Annotated in this window: 17 protein-coding genes and 3 pseudogenes; all 20 read right to left on the bottom strand. The window is 36.4% G+C overall.

From position 1 onward, the window contains the following. Window positions 1-107: 107 nt before the first annotated feature. Entirely contained in the window at window positions 108-392 is a 285-nt protein-coding gene (locus tag CLOCL_RS11350; protein WP_014253716.1) for a hypothetical protein, read from the bottom strand. Continuing rightward, window positions 389-1,993 (bottom strand): IS66 family transposase, encoded by a 1,605-nt coding sequence (tnpC, locus tag CLOCL_RS11355; protein ID WP_014255491.1) that lies wholly within the window; start codon window positions 1,991-1,993, stop codon window positions 389-391. Before tnpC (CLOCL_RS11355) ends, CLOCL_RS11350 begins: the two co-directional genes overlap by 4 nt. A gap of 64 nt (window positions 1,994-2,057) precedes the next feature. After that, window positions 2,058-2,411 carry an IS66 family insertion sequence element accessory protein TnpB gene (gene tnpB / locus CLOCL_RS11360; RefSeq protein ID WP_014255492.1) on the bottom strand — a complete coding sequence of 118 codons (354 nt, stop codon included), beginning with the start codon at window positions 2,409-2,411 and terminating at the stop codon, window positions 2,058-2,060. Beyond that, window positions 2,408-2,761, bottom strand: a complete 354-nt coding sequence (tnpA, locus tag CLOCL_RS11365) for an IS66 family insertion sequence element accessory protein TnpA (protein ID WP_014255493.1) — start codon at window positions 2,759-2,761, stop codon at window positions 2,408-2,410. The genes tnpB (CLOCL_RS11360) and tnpA (CLOCL_RS11365) overlap by 4 nt, the downstream gene beginning before the upstream one ends. Before the next feature lie 69 nt (window positions 2,762-2,830). Then, window positions 2,831-2,986, bottom strand: coding sequence for an IS66 family insertion sequence element accessory protein TnpA (tnpA, locus tag CLOCL_RS22545; protein ID WP_014255494.1), 156 nt, complete (start codon window positions 2,984-2,986; stop codon window positions 2,831-2,833). Between the two features lie 247 nt (window positions 2,987-3,233). Next, the gene (locus CLOCL_RS11370; RefSeq protein ID WP_014255495.1) at window positions 3,234-3,620 is read right to left on the bottom strand and encodes an Imm10 family immunity protein; all 387 of its coding nucleotides are present in this window, start codon (window positions 3,618-3,620) and stop codon (window positions 3,234-3,236) included. A 40-nt stretch (window positions 3,621-3,660) separates the two neighbouring features. Then, the gene (locus CLOCL_RS23955) at window positions 3,661-4,923 is read right to left on the bottom strand and encodes a polymorphic toxin-type HINT domain-containing protein (protein WP_476691463.1); all 1,263 of its coding nucleotides are present in this window, start codon (window positions 4,921-4,923) and stop codon (window positions 3,661-3,663) included. A 132-nt stretch (window positions 4,924-5,055) separates the two neighbouring features. Beyond that, a pseudogene (locus tag CLOCL_RS23960) lies at window positions 5,056-6,270 on the bottom strand (RHS repeat domain-containing protein); the annotation flags it as partial. Window positions 6,271-6,471: 201 nt separating this feature from the next. Then, window positions 6,472-9,156, bottom strand: coding sequence for an RHS repeat domain-containing protein (locus CLOCL_RS11380; RefSeq protein WP_041715115.1), 2,685 nt, complete (start codon window positions 9,154-9,156; stop codon window positions 6,472-6,474). Between the two features lie 115 nt (window positions 9,157-9,271). Beyond that, window positions 9,272-9,433, bottom strand: coding sequence for a hypothetical protein (locus CLOCL_RS22550; protein ID WP_014255496.1), 162 nt, complete (start codon window positions 9,431-9,433; stop codon window positions 9,272-9,274). A gap of 118 nt (window positions 9,434-9,551) precedes the next feature. Then, window positions 9,552-11,157, bottom strand: a pseudogene (gene tnpC / locus CLOCL_RS11385) (IS66 family transposase). A 63-nt stretch (window positions 11,158-11,220) separates the two neighbouring features. Then, window positions 11,221-11,574 carry an IS66 family insertion sequence element accessory protein TnpB gene (gene tnpB, locus CLOCL_RS11390; RefSeq protein WP_014254765.1) on the bottom strand — a complete coding sequence of 118 codons (354 nt, stop codon included), beginning with the start codon at window positions 11,572-11,574 and terminating at the stop codon, window positions 11,221-11,223. A gap of 66 nt (window positions 11,575-11,640) precedes the next feature. Then, the gene (gene tnpA / locus CLOCL_RS11395) at window positions 11,641-11,925 is read right to left on the bottom strand and encodes an IS66 family insertion sequence element accessory protein TnpA (RefSeq protein WP_014255498.1); all 285 of its coding nucleotides are present in this window, start codon (window positions 11,923-11,925) and stop codon (window positions 11,641-11,643) included. A gap of 136 nt (window positions 11,926-12,061) precedes the next feature. Beyond that, window positions 12,062-12,457, bottom strand: a complete 396-nt coding sequence (locus tag CLOCL_RS11400; RefSeq protein ID WP_014255499.1) for a hypothetical protein — start codon at window positions 12,455-12,457, stop codon at window positions 12,062-12,064. Between the two features lies 1 nt (window position 12,458). Continuing rightward, window positions 12,459-13,154, bottom strand: a complete 696-nt coding sequence (locus CLOCL_RS23200) for a polymorphic toxin-type HINT domain-containing protein (protein WP_245532784.1) — start codon at window positions 13,152-13,154, stop codon at window positions 12,459-12,461. Between the two features lie 28 nt (window positions 13,155-13,182). Further along, window positions 13,183-14,508: an RHS repeat-associated core domain-containing protein gene (locus tag CLOCL_RS21090; protein WP_014255501.1), complete on the bottom strand. Its 1,326-nt coding sequence runs from the start codon at window positions 14,506-14,508 to the stop codon at window positions 13,183-13,185. A gap of 126 nt (window positions 14,509-14,634) precedes the next feature. Then, window positions 14,635-14,763, bottom strand: a complete 129-nt coding sequence (gene tnpB, locus CLOCL_RS23795; protein ID WP_148263833.1) for an IS66 family insertion sequence element accessory protein TnpB — start codon at window positions 14,761-14,763, stop codon at window positions 14,635-14,637. Between the two features lie 164 nt (window positions 14,764-14,927). Further along, complete coding sequence (locus CLOCL_RS11410) at window positions 14,928-15,647, bottom strand: suppressor of fused domain protein (protein ID WP_041715117.1); 720 nt, start codon at window positions 15,645-15,647, stop codon at window positions 14,928-14,930. 131 nt (window positions 15,648-15,778) lie between these two features. Beyond that, window positions 15,779-17,169 (bottom strand): annotated as a pseudogene (locus CLOCL_RS23800) (IS4 family transposase). A gap of 175 nt (window positions 17,170-17,344) precedes the next feature. Then, the gene (locus tag CLOCL_RS11420) at window positions 17,345-17,833 is read right to left on the bottom strand and encodes a hypothetical protein (protein ID WP_014255503.1); all 489 of its coding nucleotides are present in this window, start codon (window positions 17,831-17,833) and stop codon (window positions 17,345-17,347) included. Between the last annotated feature and the right edge of the window lie 97 nt (window positions 17,834-17,930).

The raw sequence follows: 17,930 nt of genomic DNA on the forward strand, positions 1-17,930 counted from the left end.
GCACATGAATGACACAATCATTAATAAAAATGGTTGGAAAAGTTTTGTAAATCGATAAAACTTTTTCAACCAAAACTTAATCTTTAATTTTTACAACCTATGTGCATCTAAATTAAGTTGGGTCTTTTTTCACCCAACCATTCATTGAAAGCATTGGCAATTTCCATTCTGAACTCTTCATCTGACAAACCAAGAGATGTTCCGAGTTCATATGCCTGATCCACAGTATAAGCAAATCTTTCTGCTAATTCGCTGTTCTCATTCTCCATATATGGAAAATGCTCTATTACATAACCAGAATAATCTATATCAAATAAATACCTCTCTATTCCCCCATTAATAAAATACGTGATAAATTTGATCATAAATATCGTATGTTTTCCAACTTTCATTCATCTTCCTCCCACGCATATTTCTCAGGCTCTGTTCTTTTGGATTGCGGTATAAACACCTTAGCAGGTATTTTCATTCTACCAGGCAGAAAATCAGCAAATGTGCTCACATAACCAGGCTTCCCTAGATTAGGGGCTTGACTAAATATCCATGACAAATATTCAAAAGGATTCAATCCATTCTCTTTTGCTGTTTCAACAAGACTGTAATACACCGCGCTCGTTCTCGCACCACCTGGCGTATTACTGAAAAGCCAATTCTTCCGTCCGATTACGAAAGGCTTTATACTTCGCTCTGCACGGTTATTTGATATCTCCAATCGTCCATCCAGTATATACCTCTCAAGATATTTTCGCTGGGACTGCGCATATTGTACTGCTTTACCCAGATGGGTTTTGGGTAGTACATTTAATTTTCTTATCCAATCATAAAATTCATCTATGATAGGCTTTGATTGCTTTTCTCGTTCTTTTAACCGGTTTTCCGGGCATAGCAATGCAAACTGTTTCTCCAAATGAAACAGTTTATCGCAATATGCTACTCCCTTTGCAGCATTAGACATTGCTTGCTTCTCTTTGGGCAGGGCTTCCATTGCGTCAAAAAACTTTCGCCGTACATGGGCCCAACAACCTACTACAGTTATTTTTTCGGGCAATTTGTAATACACGCTATATCCGTCTGCATGTAAGTATCCACTAAATTCTTTTAGAAATTCCTCCGGATGTATATGTTTTCTGTCCGGCTGGTAGTCATAAAGTATTATCTGATGTTTTGCCTCCCCGCTCGTTCGGTACAGCCACATGTAACTCTTCGACTGTGCCGCCTTCCCTGGTTCTTTTAGCACCTGTACCACTGTTTCATCTGCATGCAGTACCTCATGCTCACACAGCCGTTTCTTCATCTCCTCATATATCGGTTCCAGCCAATTCTCACAGGCTTTTATCAACCAATTTGACATTGTCTGCCTTGATATCTCAATGCCATTTTGTTTCCATTCCTGCTCCTGACGATATAAGGGAGAACCCATCATGAATTTTTGCGTCGCTATATGGGCAATTGTCTCGGGTGATGCAAAGCTTCCTTTTATGACCGGTTCAGGTGTATCTGCCTTTACAATCGGTGTATGGTCGGATGTTTTCTCACAATTCCTGCATGAATATACATGTCTAATATGACGCACTATTACCGCTTTAGCAGGTATAATCTTCAACTCATCACGGGTTTCTTTTCCCATTGTATGTAACCCACTACCGCACTCCGGACAAATACATTCCTTTTCGGGTAACTTGTGCTCAATTACCTCCACTGGTAAGTCTTCCGGAAGCTTATCTGTTGTCAGACGAGTTCTCTTACGGTAATAAGCTTTTACTTCTATCTTTTGTGGCTCGGAAATAGCTAAATTGTGAGTCTCTTCCTCTTCGTTAAAAAGATTGATTTGCTCAATCTTTGTTTGTTCACTGGATACACCGAATTGTTTACGCTTTGAAAGGCGCATTTGTTCCATGAACCATTGGACTTGCTGTTCCAACTCGGCAATCCTGCGATCCTTTTCTTCAATTATACCAAGTAATTTTTCTACTGAAATTTCTTGTCTCTTCATGGGATAATATTACCATAAAAATTACATTAAATCCAGCTTTTTGATCCTTTTTTTGAATTTCTTCTTACGAAATTTGACGCTCTAAAACTTCCTTTCTCCTGAGCTTTTTCTCTAATCTGGCACTATCAATAAGACAAGCTAATTCGTTTACATCAAGAAGCATTGTGGTTGAATCTTCTTCTGTTGGCCAGCGAAATCGCCCTCGTTCCAATCGCTTAAAGTACAGCCAAAACCCATCTCCATCCCATTCAAGGATTTTTATCCTGTTTCTCCCTCTGTTACAGAACACAAACAGTACATTCATAAACGGATCAAGTGAGAAACTTTCTTGTACCAGTGTTATTAATCCGTTGATAGATTTCCTCATATCCGTTAATCTTCCGCAAAGATACACTGGTTTTTCATTCCATCTTATCATAACGACATCAACACCTGGCAAACTTTTTTCAATAATTCTAAGTCTGTTTCCGTATTTACAGTGACATTACAGCTATTAATTTTAATTTCCAGTGTAGCTTTTGCAGGGTACACCGGTTTCGATGCAAGCTGCATCCATCCACTTGGTACTTCGATTTTGGGTTCTTTTACTTCTTCAACTACTGTACACTTTGCTTCACTGACTTTCTTTTGCCAATAGTAGTATGTGGCTTTGCTTACTCCATTCGTTCGGCAAAACTCTTTGATACTTTGCCCACTTTCAAGCCGGTTTTGTATTAATTGTGCCCACCTAGATAATTGTTGTTCAGTTGTTACTTTTTCCATGTCCATACAATCACTCCGTTTATTCTTTTTTACAGTGATTGTATCAACTATGCAACCATTTTACTATGTGATGATCTATTTGACGGTTACAAACTTTTTTAGCCAGTAACGAAATGTGGTGGGTACAATGCCGTTTTCTTTACACCATCCTTTAACACTTTGACCACTTTTCTTATACTCATCAAATTTTATCCTCCACCTTTTCTCAAGCTCTAAATCCTTTTTAGGCATTTAAAAACCTCCCGTCTGATATTTTTGCTTAAATCATATCAAACAAAGGAGGTTTCTACACTACGGTATGTGTTCCAGCGCTTACGCATAAAAGCAAGCATTTTATGAAAACATTCTTTCTATTTTTAAATTGATTTATAGTATCAAAGGTTTGATATTTATAGTGCTTCGATAAATAAAGAAAAGAGCCGGAAACATTACTGAATCCGGCTTTTTCTAAGTATTTCAATTCACAGTCAGTATAATCTTATTTAATAAATAAAGTATCAGTGTTATCCTTAAACATAAGCTCCAAGTGATATATTAAATTTGCTTTATCATAACCTTGCGGAAGCATTACTTTAAGTTGCTCTTCTGTATGTAGTTTTTTGGCGGTATCTTTATCAAATTGAATTTCAATAACATCATTTATAAGTTCAAATTTGATAATTCCACCATAAGAAGAGTATAATTCATCAATATAGGTTATATGAACTTTATCATGTCCTAACGCTATATCTTGTTCATCAAATTCCAAAGCTTTTTGAAGCAATAGATGTTCTTTTGTATTGAATTCATCATCAGCGAAACCCACCATAATTACATCGTCTTCAATACCAGCAAATACAAAATTTGATATAAGTTTGGTTGACATTTTCCCACTCACTCTCCATTTTACTTTATTTTTAAATAAACTACTTCTTTTTGGCTTTCCAGACTTTTGTTACTCCACCTTCACGCCACCTATAAGTTATATCAACATTTTTTTCAGTTGCTAACCTATTCATATAGCCCTTACATGAATTACAAGGAGGTAATTGACCTGTCATAATTACAATATCACCTTCATCAAGCGTATCTCCTCTAAATCTTGAAAATCTTGCTTCTGTATGGCTAGCATTTTGACCTTTTGGATAACCCATAGCTTTTTCTTCTGCTGTCATATTTCCGCTTACAAATCTTTCGTGGCTTTTAACATTCCCTTCGCTATTTTTAACCATAACATTTAGGTTATGATGGTCTGGGTCAACTCCTTTTGGTCCAGTCCTAGGAACAGGCTTATTCCCACCAACTCCCGCATTAGACTTATTAGACTTAAAACTAAATTTAAGAGGACACTTTTTACTACCGGCATTATGTACAAGAACGTTGTTCTCTGATACCAAGTATGTATGCCAGTCTTCTACTTCGAAGTTATAAGTCTTTACAGGCTCTTCCAGTCTCTCTCGGCGAATTTCTTTTATTTCCAGTACTTCCCCTGAGTAGAGCTTAACTTTATCTCCCTCTAAAAGATTTCCGGCTTCTACCCAACCTTTTCCTTCAACCCAGAATGGATGTGGTGCGGTAGATTTTATCTGTGAATATCCAACATATATATGAATTATTTCATATGTCTCATTTACAAATAGTTGCTTAACCGTTTTTAGTCCTTTTTCGCCTGTATCGACATTTACTGAATATACTTGGTCTCCAACCTTTATGTCTTCTATCCGTTTATGTCCGTCTTTTGTATACACAAGTGTATCGGCAGTAAAGCACATTCCTAATTCTGGATGCTTACATTCTCTCTTTACAATTGACTGAACTTTTGTCTTAACTCCGCTAAGCTTGTTAAGAACCTTGCTCTTCACACTGTTGGCTTTTTTCAGTACATTTTCACCAAAAGCAGTCTTAGCAAGCTTATTCATTCCCTTCTTGGTAAGGTTCCCTGCAAGTTTGCCTGCTCCCATGGTTACTAAATCTGTTGCACCTGCAAATAATGCTTCCTTTACATCCACCTTACCTTTTGATATATATTGCCCTACTGCATTTCCAACTACTGATCCTGCTGCACTTGCTGCTGCAGCTGCTATGAACGATGCTCCTCCTGTTGCTGCCCCTATTGCTCCGGTTATTGCTCCTTCTGCAAACGATCCGGCATATTCTCTCCAGCTTTTATTAAACTTTCCGTCTTCCATAAAGTCTGATACAGCTATTATTGCAGTGTTTACCAATCCTCCGATTAAAGCTCCGGCAGCTATATGCAACCAATGACCGTTAGGATCATCATATGTTATCGGGTCATTCTGGCAGTATGTATACAGGTTCAAACTAAGTGGATCGTTGTACTCTCCGGTATATGTATCTTCCGAAATAAATCTTGCTATTTTCGGGTCATAATATCTTGATCTTAGGTAATAATATCCTGTATCGTCATCATAATAGTAACCTGAGTACTTATACGGATTCGGTTTGCTTTCCAGTTGATATAATATGTTTCCAAATATATCATAATCATACTCATTTACTGTATTGGCTGCACCATCTACAAGCTTTACAACATCCGCATGTCCATTGTACAGATAATACAGAGTATCGGAATCTCCCTTTATCTTACGGGCAATCAGGTTGACTCCCTGGATATTATGGCTTTCTAATCCATCGCTTCTTACTTCAAGCAATATACTCTGTCCATCGTAGTAATACTTTGTGGTTACTCCGTCTACTGTTTTTTCAACTCTTAATCCGAAAGCATCATATTTACTTGTCGATGTACTGTCCTGTGTCTTTGCAACTTTTAACTGATTAAACCCATCAAACGTATATTCAGATACGTTTATTACATCCCCTGGCTCTGTTGCAGCTACCTTTATCTGATTACCATTTCCGTCATAGGTGTATACAGTAGTAATATTCGAACCATTACGCACTTCTAAAACATCTGTCAAACGGTTTGATCTATCGTAATGATATGTCAATTTTGAACTTACATCATTTAATGCGTCTTCAACCGTTTGTTCCTTTCGATTACCTGCTCCATCATAGGCGTAAGTTGTTGTTCTTCCACCCGGTTCGACTACTGTTTTTATTCTACCTAAGTTATCGTATTCAAAGCTTGTTTTTCCTTTTGGTTCAATCTTTGCTGTCTGCAAGCTGTTTTCATCATACTCATATTCATAGATATCCACTGATGAACCTACTTGATTGACAAGCTTTATCAATACGTTTCTTGCATCGTACTCATAGGTAGTCAATACATTATTCGGTAGCTTTAACGACTTTCTGTTTCCATTTTTGGTGTAAGCATAAGTTGTAGTTCCATCTTTAGTTGTAACCGTCTTCATTCGATTCATTTCATCGAATAAATACGTTGTTACATTACCTGAAGGATCTTTTATTTCCTTTATATTACCTTCTTCATCATATTCATACTCTACTGTCTTTCCGTCAGGTAATACTTTATTATCCAGCAGATTCAGTTCATTATAATTATATATGGTTTCTCCCGTTTCATCTACTGTTCTAACTACATTTCCTAAAGCATCGTAGTATGTTTCTCTTACATCTTTAACTACTTTTTCTTACTCCGTTTTCTTTTACTTTACGTGTTACAGTGTGGATTTCTAACATTGTTCATATTCATCATATGTGTATATATGTACCTGACCGTTCCTATCGGTTTTCTGCAGCAGCCTTCCAAACAAGTCATACTCATCATATGTTTCTGCTCTATCTTCTCCATCCAGCTATTTTTCCAGTCGGTACATCTTGTCATATGAATATGTATTCTTTCTAACTCCGTCAACTGTAACGGTCTTAATATTGCCAATTACATCATAGGTATAACTTGTAATCTCTCCTTCTGTACTTATAACTGTTTTTAGCCTGTCAAAATCATCATATTCATAGGTTGTCTTTAGGCGGTATACAGTCTCGCCTTTACTGTTAATTATCGGATGAACATTACTTTCCGAACTGTCATGCTCCTTCCAGTCGGTTACCCATACCTGATTTCCAACTGCGTCATAACCGTAATAACGGGTATTGTACATTGGGTTGGTTTCAGCAACTAACCTTCCAAGTTCGTCATACTCAAATATTGTTGAATTCATTTCTGCGTCGGTAGCTATCTTTTTATTACCGGCTTCATCATACAAAATGGCGCTAACAACTTCTTGTTTTACTCCATTCTCATCGGTATACCATGTTGTTGTTTTTATAACCTGGTTAAGCTTATTATACCTGTACTCAGTCTTATTATTTCTTCTGTCAATTTTCTCAATTACATTTCCTACGGAATCAAATACTGCTTCCGAATAATTAATTCTTGTAGCATCTATTACTTTTATTATGTTGTTTAATCCGTCGTATTCATAGGATGTAACATTACCTCTTGCATCTTTTACAGATTTAAGGTTACCTACTTCATCATACTCCTGTATTGTTTTATCTCCATTGTTTGTTTCAATTTTTATTCTCATTCGACCTAAAGCATCATTCTTTATTACTATTGGTCGGATTTTTGTTGAGGTTAGGTAGTCCTTCTCTGTCATAACTTCATATTTTACTGTTTTTCCGTCCTCAACAACGCTTTCATAGTTATACGAATAAGTGACGATTTTCTCCATGCTGTTGCCGTTTTTATCTTTAAGTCCTAAACCATCTACTTCTTTCGTAATCCTATTGAGAGCATCATATTCATACTCTATAATTTTTCCGTTAGGATCTATCTCCCTGTACGGATTATCATTTTCATCATATAAATACTCATAAACTGCCTCTTTTTCCTCTCCGTCTTCATTGTATTGAATTCTCTCTTTCCACTTTCTGTCCAGTTCGTCATAATCTATAAAGGTAACTCTGTTCTTCGCATCTGTTATCTTTATAACATTGCCATTTGCATCATACTCATATGTAGTTGTGTTATTTAATGGATCTATTACCTCAGTGACTCTGTTAAGCTCGTCATATTTGTATATAGTTGTAAACCCTCTTTTATCCGTTTCCGTTACCTTATTTCCTGCTTCATCATATGTATATGAAACTCTGTAGCCTTCTGCATCATATATTTGAACAGGTCTGTTGTTTCTGTCATATACTGTTTCTGTTACCAAATCTTCTTTCGGATAGTCCGGTCTGTCAGCAGCGAACCTTTCTTCTATCACAAAAGTCTTGTTACCTACATTATCATAAATGCTCTCGGTTCTCTTCAGTATTTTGCGCTCATTAGTTTGTGGGAATATCTCTTCAACTATAATTCTGTCGTTTTTGTCATAAGTATACTTGGTAGTATATCCTCTTGCATTGGTTACCTTTTGCAACCTTCCTGCAGCATCATACTCCTCATATGTACTGTTCCCTAAAGTGTCTATGATTTGAGTTCGGTTATTGTACAGATCATCATACTTGTACTCAGTAACTTTAAATTCTATAAGCTCACTATTCGGGTCTTTCTGGTCTACTCTTTTCTTCTCTGTTACGGTTTTAACCAGTCCCTTAATCTTTATGCCTGATTCATTTGTATAGTAGTCATATATCAACTCATTTCCTAAAGGATCAATTTCCTTAACTAATAGAGCACCTTTTGGACCGTACTTTCCTTCATTATCATAAACATAGGTTGTTGTATTACCCTTCTTATCTGTTTTTGATATCAGATTATGCTTATAAACAGGGTCATAAACCATTGAAGTTGTCTGTTTCAACGGGTCTACTGTACCTACAAGATTATTGTTTTCATCATATTCATTGGTTGTAGCATTGCCCCTCTTATCATACATTGTTTCTTTAATCTTAAGTCTCTTATCTTTTCCAGCTTCCAAATATTTTGTATATGCTTTGGTATTCGGATCTTTATTGTCTTCGAGAGTTCTTATGTCTACATCCGGTATTACTTCCCACTTATTAGAACCAGGGTCATAATAGGAATACTCATATACAACTTTATTACCTAATGCATCTACCTCTTCAACTACTCTCATATCAAGGTTGAATCTAACCCTTGATTCGTTACCTCTAGCATCTATAATGTATCTCTCGTTTGTAGCGTCACTGTATACCTGGTATGTAACATTTCCCTCTGCATCATATTGACGTACAATACGACCAAATACATCATAATCAATTTTCACTGCAGTATTGTTATTTGCATCTATTACTTTTACAATCCGGTCATTAGAATCATATTCGTATGTAGTTTCTTTCAATTCGCTGTCAATTACTTTCGTCAAAAGCCCATTGGAGTAGTTATATTTAACTGACCTATTGGTTAAAGGATCTTCTATACTTTCAACCTTACCATTGGCATTAAACGTAAAGTCTAACTTTCTGCCTACATCATCAATTACATAATCAATTTGTCCTTTACTATCATATATTATTCTAAGAGCATTACCTACTCTGTCCTCCAGCCTTATTAAAGTAAGCGTCAAACAGGCCCGCACATGAATGACACAATCATTAATAAAAATGGTTGGAAAAGTTCTGTAAATCGATAAAACTTTTTCAACCAAAACTTAATCTTTAATTTTTACAACCTATGTGCATCTAAATTAAGTTGGGTCTCTTTTCGCCTAACCATTCATTGAAAGCATTAGCAATTTCCATCCTGAACTCTTCATCTGACAAACCAGGAGAAGTTCCGAGTTCATATGCTCGATCTACAGTATGAGCAAATTTGTCCGCTAATTCACTGTTCTCATACTCCATATGGGGAAAATGCTCTATTACATATGCAGAATAATCCAAATCAAAAAATAACGTTCTATTTCGCCATTAATAAAATCCGTGATAAATTTAATCATAAATATCGTATGTTTTCCAACTCTCATTCGTCTTCCTCCCACGCATATTTCTCAAGCTCTGTTCTTTTGGATTGCGGTATAAACACCTTAGCAGGTATTTTCACGCTGCCGGGCAGAAAATCTGCAAACGAGCTCACATAACCAGGCTTTCCAAGATTGGGAGCTTGAGTAAATATCCACGACAAATATTCAAAAGGATTCAATCCATTCTCTTTTGCTGCTTCAACTAGGCTGTAGTACACCGCGCTCGCTCTCGCACCAGCTTGGCGTATTACTGAAAAGCCAGTTCTTGCGTCCGATTACGAAAGGCTTTATACTTCGCTCTGCACGGTTATTTGATATCTCCAATCGTCCATTCAGCATATACCTCTCAAGATATTTTCGCTGGTACTGAGCATATTGTACTGCTTTACCCAGATGGGTTTTGGGAAGTACATTTAATTTTCTTATCCAATCATAAAATTCATCTATGATAGGCTTTGATTGCTTTTCTCGTTCTTTTAACCGGTTTTCCGGGCATAGCAATGCAAACTGTTTCTCCAAATGAAACAGTTTATCGCAATATGCTACTCCCTTTGCAGCATTAGACATTGCTTGCTTTTCTTTGGGCAGGGCTTCCATTGCGTCAAAAAACTTTCGCCGTACATGGGCCCAACAACCTACTACAGTTATTTTTTCGGGCAACTTGTAATACCCGCTATATCCGTCTGCATGCAAATATCCCGAAAACCCTTTTAGAAATTCTTCCGGATGTATATGCTTTCTGTCCGACTGGTAGTCATAAAGTATTATCTGATGTCTTGTATCCCCGCTCGTTCGGTACAGCCACATGTAACTCTTTGACTGTGCCGCCTTCCCTGGCTCTTTTAGCACCTGCATGACTGTTTCATCTGCATGCAGTACCTCATGCTCACACAGCCGTTTCTTCATTTCCTCATATATCGGTTCCAACCAGTCCTCACAGGCTTTTATCAACCAATTTGACATCGTCTGCCTTGATATCTCAATGCCATTTTGTTTCCATTCCTGCTCCTGACGATATAAGGGAGAACCCATCATGAATTTTTGCGTCGCTATATGGGCAATTGTCTCGGGTGATGCAAAGCTTCCTTTTATGACCGGTTCAGGTGTATCTGCCTTTACAATCGGTGTATGGTCGGATGTTTTCTCACAATTCCTGCATGAATATACATGTCTAATATGACGCACTATTACCGCTTTAGCAGGTATAATCTTCAACTCATCACGGGTTTCTTTTCCCATTGTATGTAACCCACTACCGCACTCCGGACAAATACATTCCTTTTCGGGTAACTTGTGCTCAATTACCTCCACTGGTAAGTCTTCCGGAAGCTTATCTGTTGTCAGACGAGTTCTCTTACGGTAATAAGCTTTTACTTCTATCTTTTGTGGCTCGGAAATAGCTAAATTGTGAGTCTCTTCCTCTTCGTTAAAAAGATTGATTTGCTCAATCTTTGTTTGTTCACTGGATACACCGAATTGTTTACGCTTTGAAAGGCGCATTTGTTCCATAAACCATTGGACTTGTTGTTCCAATTCAGCTATCCTTCGTTCTTTTTCTTCAATTATATTAAGTAATTTTTCTACTGAAATTTCTTGTCTATTCATAGGATAATTTTACTATAAAAATTACATTAAATCCAGCTTTTTGATGGTTTTTAAGGAATTTCTTTATGAAATTTGACGCTCTAAAACCTCCTTTCGGCTAAGCTTTTTTTCCAATCTTGCACTGTCGATAAGGCAAGCTAATTCTTTTACATCAAGAAGCATTGTGGTTGAATCTTCTTCTGTTGGCCAGCGAAATCGACCTCGTTCCAATCGCTTAAAGTATAGCCAAAACCCATCTCCATCCCATTCAAGGATTTTTATCCTGTTTCTATTTCTGTTACAGAACACAAACAGTGCATTCATAAACGGATCAAGTGAAAAGCTTTCTTGTACCAGTGTTATTAATCCGTTGATGGATTTCCTCATATCCGTATATCTACAGCAAAGATACACTGGTTTTTCATTCCATCTTATCATAACGACATCAACACCTGGCAAACTTTTTTCAATAATTCTAAGTCTGTTTCCGTATTTACAGTGACATTACAGCCTATTAATTTTAATTTCCAGTGTAGCTTTTGCAGGGTACACCGGTTTCGATGCAAGTTGCATCCATCCACTTGGTACTTCGGCTTTGGGTTCTTTTACTTCTTCAACTACTGTACACTTTGCTTCACTAACTTTTTTCTGCCAATAGTAGTATGTGGCTTTGCTTACTCCATTCGTTCGGCAAAACTCTTTGATACTTTGCCCACTTTCAAGCCGGTTTTGTATTAATTGTGCCCACCTAGATAATTGTTGTTCAGTTGTTACTTTTTCCATGTCCATACAACCACTCCGTTTAATCTTTTTTACAGTGATTGTACCAACTACGCAACCATTCTACTATGTGATGATCTATTTGACGGTTACTTTAAATTTATAAAGAAAGCCGAGATTACTCTCGGCCTGTCTAAAAAAGTAGCTATCCATTCCTATAACCAGTTATTTTTAATTCATATCCTTTGGCAACTATACTATACACATAATCGTAAGTAGATAGGATGTAGTGTTTATAACTTTTCTCATCTAACCCTAGTTCGATAAGTAATTTAGAATCATGTATTTCATCAAAACTGGACTCAATTTCCCAATTACATATTTCAAGTTCTCTGCATTCAAAGGCTTGAATCTGATAAAAACTGAGTTCATATGCAAGCCACCTATGCCCAAAAGGATTATTTTCACAAAGATCCCCATTTATTTCTCCGCTAAAAGTTAATCTATTTGGAGAAAAACATTGTTTAACGCTATCTAGATAAATGCAGTCACGTCCGTCTAATTTGCCCAACTCTGTAACTATAGAATTGTTTTTACTCATATTACCACCTCACTTCTGGCATCTTACCACCATTAATTGTTGTGAATCGTTTTACTGTGGCAAAATTTTGTATTTCTTCAGGTGTTGCCCAACGAGTATTGACCTTTACCTTTGCCTTCCTAGCCGCATAAAGTCGTCTATTGTCCAAAGTAAATACCGTGTGTTTTCCAACATTTTGTGAAGCCAACTTTTGTTGTACATCTGCCGGAAGATCTTTGTATTTCACTATTCGAATTGGTTCCATTTTTTCTGCATAACTTGGGTCATTTTTAAGTCTGTAAATAGTATCTTTTATATTCGTACCATCCGAAAACTTTGAGTCAATACTTTTCTGACTAAAATTAATAGTTCTTGAATCTCGTAGCTTTGATTTTACATTATTATTTCCCGCATTAGACTTATTAGACTTAAAACTAAATTTAAGAGGACACTTTTTACTACCGGCATTATGTACAAGAACGTTGTTCTCTGATACCAAGTATGTATGCCAGTCTTCTACTTCGAAGTTATAAGTCTTTACAGGCTCTTCCAGTCTCTCTCGGCGAATTTCTTTTATTTCCAGTACTTCCCCTGAGTAGAGCTTAACTTTATCTCCCTCTAAAAGATTTCCGGCTTCTACCCAACCTTTTCCTTCAACCCAGAATGGATGTGGTGCGGTAGATTTTATCTGTGAATATCCTACATATATATGAATCAACTCATATGTCTCATTCACAAATAGCTGTTTAACCGTTTTTAGTCCTTTTTTCGCCTGTATCGACATTTACTGAATATACTTGGTCTCCAACCTTTATGTCTTCTATCCGTTTATGTCCGTCTTTTGTATACACAAGTGTATCGGCAGTAAAGCACATTCCTAATTCTGGATGCTTACATTCTCTCTTTACAATTGACTGAACTTTTGTCTTAACTCCGCTAATCTTGTTAAGAACCTTGCTCTTCACACTGTTGGCTTTTTTCAGTACATTTTCACCAACAGCAGTCTTAGCGAACTTATTCATACCCTTCTTTGTAAGGTTTCCTGCAAGTTTCCCTGCTCCCATGGTTACTAAATCTGTTGCACCTGCAAATAATGCTTCCTTTACATCCACCTTACCTTTTGATATATATTGCCCTACTGCATTTCCAACTACTGATCCTGCTGCACTTGCTGCTGCAGCTGCTATGAACGATGCTCCTCCTGTTGCTGCCCCTATTGCTCCGGTTATTGCTCCTTCTGCAAACGATCCGGCATATTCTCTCCAGCTTTTATTAAACTTTCCGTCTTCCATAAAGTCTGATACAGCTGTTATTGCAGTGTTTACCAATCCTCCGATTAAAGCTCCGGCAGCTATATGCAACCAATGACCGTTAGGATCATCATATGTAATCGGGTCATTCTGGCAGTATGTATACAGGTTCAAACTAAGTGGATCGTTGTACTCTCCGGTATATGTATCTTCCGAAATAAATCTTGCTATTTTCGGATCATAATATCTTGATCTTAGGTAATAATATCCTGTATCGTCATCATAATAGTAACCTGAGTACTTATACGGATTCGGTTTGCTTTCCAGTTGATATAATATGTTTCCAAATATATCATAATCATACTCATTTACTGTATTGGCTGCACCATCTACAAGCTTTACAACATCCGCATGTCCATTGTACAGATAATACAGAGTATCGGAATCTCCCTTTATCTTACGGGCAATCAGGTTGACTCCCTGGATATTATGGCTTTCTAATCCATCGCTTCTTACTTCAAGCAATATACTCTGTCCATCGTAGTAATACTTTGTGGTTACTCCGTCTACTGTTTTTTCAACTCTTAATCCGAAAGCATCATATTTACTTGTCGATGTACTGTCCTGTGTCTTTGCAACTTTTAACTGATTAAACCCATCAAACGTATATTCAGATACGTTTATTACATCCCCTGGCTCTGTTGCAGCTACCTTTATCTGATTACCATTTCCGTCATAGGTGTATACAGTAGTAATATTCGAACCATTACGCACTTCTAAAACATCTGTCAAACGGTTTGATCTATCGTAATGGTATGTCAATTTTGAACTTACATCATTTAATGCGTCTTCAACCCATCAGGTAACTCCTTATAATCTAGCTCATCATATGTGTAGCTATGTAACTGACCATTCCTATCGCTTTTTTGCAGTAATCTTCCAATTTCATCATTCGAACATTTTAATTTTATTTCGTCTTCTATTAAAGAACATAAGCAAACTTGTTAAAAAGCGGTCTAATGAAAATCTCGTTTGAATTATAGTTGCTAAATTATCTATTAATTTGCTAGTATCTATATGTAAGCGTCAAATTGACGCTTACGCTAATTACCTGTTAGGATGCTTTTAGGGCACCATTTCTGCCCGGAGCAGGGACGAACTTCAATAGGTCCAAACTCGTCCACACATATCACTCGCGCATGCTCATTGTAGTCAGTATTGTAGGCTTCTTGGATGAGTTACTAATGCTCCAGTCCAAAATTTTTTCTATTAAGCCTAATTAATTCGTCCATATCAAATTCAGCATATTTTTCAATGAATGAATTATATCCATGTTCCAACTTATAATCTATTTCTTCCTTATAGAGTGGAATAACTGCAAAAAAGTTAATTGTCTTATTTCTATTAACTTTCAACTTAATAAACTCCTCATTAACTAATATAGGAGGCAACAAGATTATACCACAAAATTTTGTGTTATCGGCATAGTGCTGTGGTGGTTCACCATTAGGCATTGTATGTCCCCAAGACAACCATGTTCCATACTCATGTGGAAAACGTGCCAGCATTTTGAGCAAACCTAAAGGCCAATAATTTCTGTTGTCCTTTAATTCCTTATCTGAAACTTTCCAATCCGCTGGAAGGCATATCATCAACTCTGAAAACTTCCACTCCTCTTGACCCTTAGGAACATTCATCGGCATTGAGCTCATTCCCATTGTAACGAATGTATGATAATTCCTTTCTTCAGATGGTTCAATATGGTAAATGTCAATATGAACAGTATCTGAAAATATTTCATGATATGCATATGAAGGCTTACCGATATATCTCTCAATATGCTTTAGCAGTAATTCAGATTCTGCAGAATTAAAAACAGGAGGTTTCCAACCCATTTTGTTTTTACTCTCGTATATATAAGTCGTATGTTCAGAGTTTTCCTCTTTAAATTTTTTAAACAATGTATATCACCCCAATTTACAAATAAATAGTAAGTTAGTTTACTGTTCCTTATTCATTATAAGTATTATATTTTTATTTAAGAACAGATTACTTAGGATGCAAAAATAAAGATATGCTTATACTTATTAAATCAACTTTCGCAGGAAACAACTGATAGCTTTGCCTTGATATGAACAGGCAAACAAGTGACAAAGTAGTTGAGAAACTCGTTGACTGTTTCCTTTGTCAAAAGCAGTTTTTCCTGTAAAGTAGTTTTTAAAGCCTCTATTATAAGCTGCAGTGCCTCATGGAATTTAATGTCCTCAAGTTCATCGCAGCAATAGTAGAACAAAGTACCAATAGTGCGTAAATCAGTATTATTGCGGTTCTCAACCGCTAACATAATGTACCTTGAAAAAACAATAGTTGTATGGGCAACCATCATATCATAAGAACGACCTTGAAATTCCTTAGCCAGCTTAAGGTATGACTTACACATCTTGAAGAATACCTCTATGTCCCAGCGTTTTCCGTATATCCTGATTATCTCTGTTTCGGGAAGACTAGTATCTGTAGATATGAGAGCTAGCCATTTACTCTTGTTTCTTCGGTCACGGACAAAGACAATTTTTGCTGGAATGTGGTTTCCTTCTTTATCGTGTAATTCTACCATAACTGAAGCAAGGTATTTTGATCTTCCTCTACGTTTCCTGACAGTTCGGTATATCTCTCTCAATGATTTTTTTCACCATTGAAGTTATAGTAAATCTTGGGAGTATCCTTTACCATAGCTATCACATTAAGATTCATCTTACAAATTTTGATAATAGTAGCCGGAAAGGAGAACCAACTGTCAAATAAAACATATTTTGCTTTAATACCGGTAGCAACTGCTTGTTCCAGCATAGACAGAGCAGATTCCGGTGAAGTGGCTAAGGCATTCTGTCGGCGTTTAAAACCAACGGTTCTTTTATCTATAGTATTTTTCGCTGGATTAATGCAAACCCTTGGATTTGTTGAACTTAAAAGGTTGAAGGCCACAGGAATAAATGAATTACCGTCTGTCCAACCAAGTGTAAGCATACGAAAGCCTTTTTTATTCTTATTGCCGTCAGCATGATCTTTGACCCAACTTAAAAGCTCAACTGACTTGCTTCTTGTCCTACTGTAGAAGGAATCGTCAATTACAAAGGCATCAACCCGTTCATCTGACGTTAATCTATCGATATGATGATTTATGACCTTTGCAGAAAGCAAATATAAAAATCTTTGCCAGTTGATATGTATGGAATTTAAGAATCTGTAGACCACATCCCTTGCAAATGGTATATCAAAGCTTTCTGCTTTATAGTTCATAAACAGATTTTTGCCTGTAAAAACAAGTTCAAACAGTACTTTGAATACCGTAAGACAAGGAATACCTTTATCTTTATATGCGTTTGACTTTTTTAACAGATAGCCTACAGAAAACATTTTGAAAAAGTTATCAACTGTCAAAGAAAATCTATTTTCTTCCTTAACCTTCTGTGATACAATAGACATGTTCAAGAACCTCCAAATTGTCGATTTAATAGGGTTTGGATACTTCTATTATATCACATAGAAGGGGGTTCTTGTATTTTTTTATTGCCCAAATCTATTGATTTTTCAATGTTCAGTGCACATTATTCACGTGCGAAAGTTGATTTATTAAAAAATATAAGCATATCTATTATTATTAAAATATCATTAGCTCTCCTTTAGGCCATTTTCCATTCCAACCACATGGTAAATGACCCGCTTCGTACACTTTTAAAAGCTCCATAAAAAATCCCGGCTCCTTTTGCTCAGCGTATACTTGTTCCATAATCGCATGTATAATATCCCATTTTACGCTGTCTTCAATCTCCCTTTTCAATGAGTTATTCTCAAGATATAAAACTATTCTTGGTTGAAGCTTTTCTTGTATAAATTCTCTTGCTTCCTTTGCAAACTTATTCCACTGCCTATACTTGTCAGGATAGTTATCATGTAGGTACTGTGTATTCTCATTACTCCTTTCTAATGTAAATTCTTCCCATTTACTACTCAAACAATTTTTTTGAGCCTTTTTCCAATTGTCTAAATATTTTATAGGATATATAATCTCTATATCTGATTTATTTCCACAGTTACAAAACCAGTTGATTTTATCTATTCTTTCTAATATATCGTTCTGTATAAGCATAAATAATTCCTCCTGTCTATGATATTATACTATTCAAAAAACGTTTAATACTATTTATTCTTCCTGGAATTCTAGTAACCTCCATACCACCAGTCAA

This window comes from Acetivibrio clariflavus DSM 19732 (genome assembly GCF_000237085.1).
GTDB classification, from domain to species: Bacteria; Bacillota; Clostridia; order Acetivibrionales; family Acetivibrionaceae; genus Acetivibrio; species Acetivibrio clariflavus.

Bases quoted from the DNA above. Each gene is read 5' to 3' on its own strand.
- CLOCL_RS11350 (WP_014253716.1), bottom strand. From the start codon at position 392: ATGAAAGTTGGAAAACATACGATATTTATGATCAAATTTATCACGTAT.
- tnpC (WP_014255491.1), bottom strand. From the start codon at position 1,993: ATGAAGAGACAAGAAATTTCAGTAGAAAAATTACTTGGTATAATTGAA.
- tnpB (WP_014255492.1), bottom strand. From the start codon at position 2,411: ATGATAAGATGGAATGAAAAACCAGTGTATCTTTGCGGAAGATTAACG.
- tnpA (WP_014255493.1), bottom strand. From the start codon at position 2,761: ATGGACATGGAAAAAGTAACAACTGAACAACAATTATCTAGGTGGGCA.
- tnpA (WP_014255494.1), bottom strand. From the start codon at position 2,986: ATGCCTAAAAAGGATTTAGAGCTTGAGAAAAGGTGGAGGATAAAATTT.
- CLOCL_RS11370 (WP_014255495.1), bottom strand. From the start codon at position 3,620: ATGTCAACCAAACTTATATCAAATTTTGTATTTGCTGGTATTGAAGAC.
- CLOCL_RS23955 (WP_476691463.1), bottom strand. From the start codon at position 4,923: ATGGAAGACGGAAAGTTTAATAAAAGCTGGAGAGAATATGCCGGATCG.
- CLOCL_RS22550 (WP_014255496.1), bottom strand. From the start codon at position 9,433: ATGGAGTATGAGAACAGTGAATTAGCGGACAAATTTGCTCATACTGTA.
- tnpB (WP_014254765.1), bottom strand. From the start codon at position 11,574: ATGATAAGATGGAATGAAAAACCAGTGTATCTTTGCTGTAGATATACG.
- tnpA (WP_014255498.1), bottom strand. From the start codon at position 11,925: ATGGACATGGAAAAAGTAACAACTGAACAACAATTATCTAGGTGGGCA.
- CLOCL_RS11400 (WP_014255499.1), bottom strand. From the start codon at position 12,457: ATGAGTAAAAACAATTCTATAGTTACAGAGTTGGGCAAATTAGACGGA.
- CLOCL_RS11420 (WP_014255503.1), bottom strand. From the start codon at position 17,833: ATGCTTATACAGAACGATATATTAGAAAGAATAGATAAAATCAACTGG.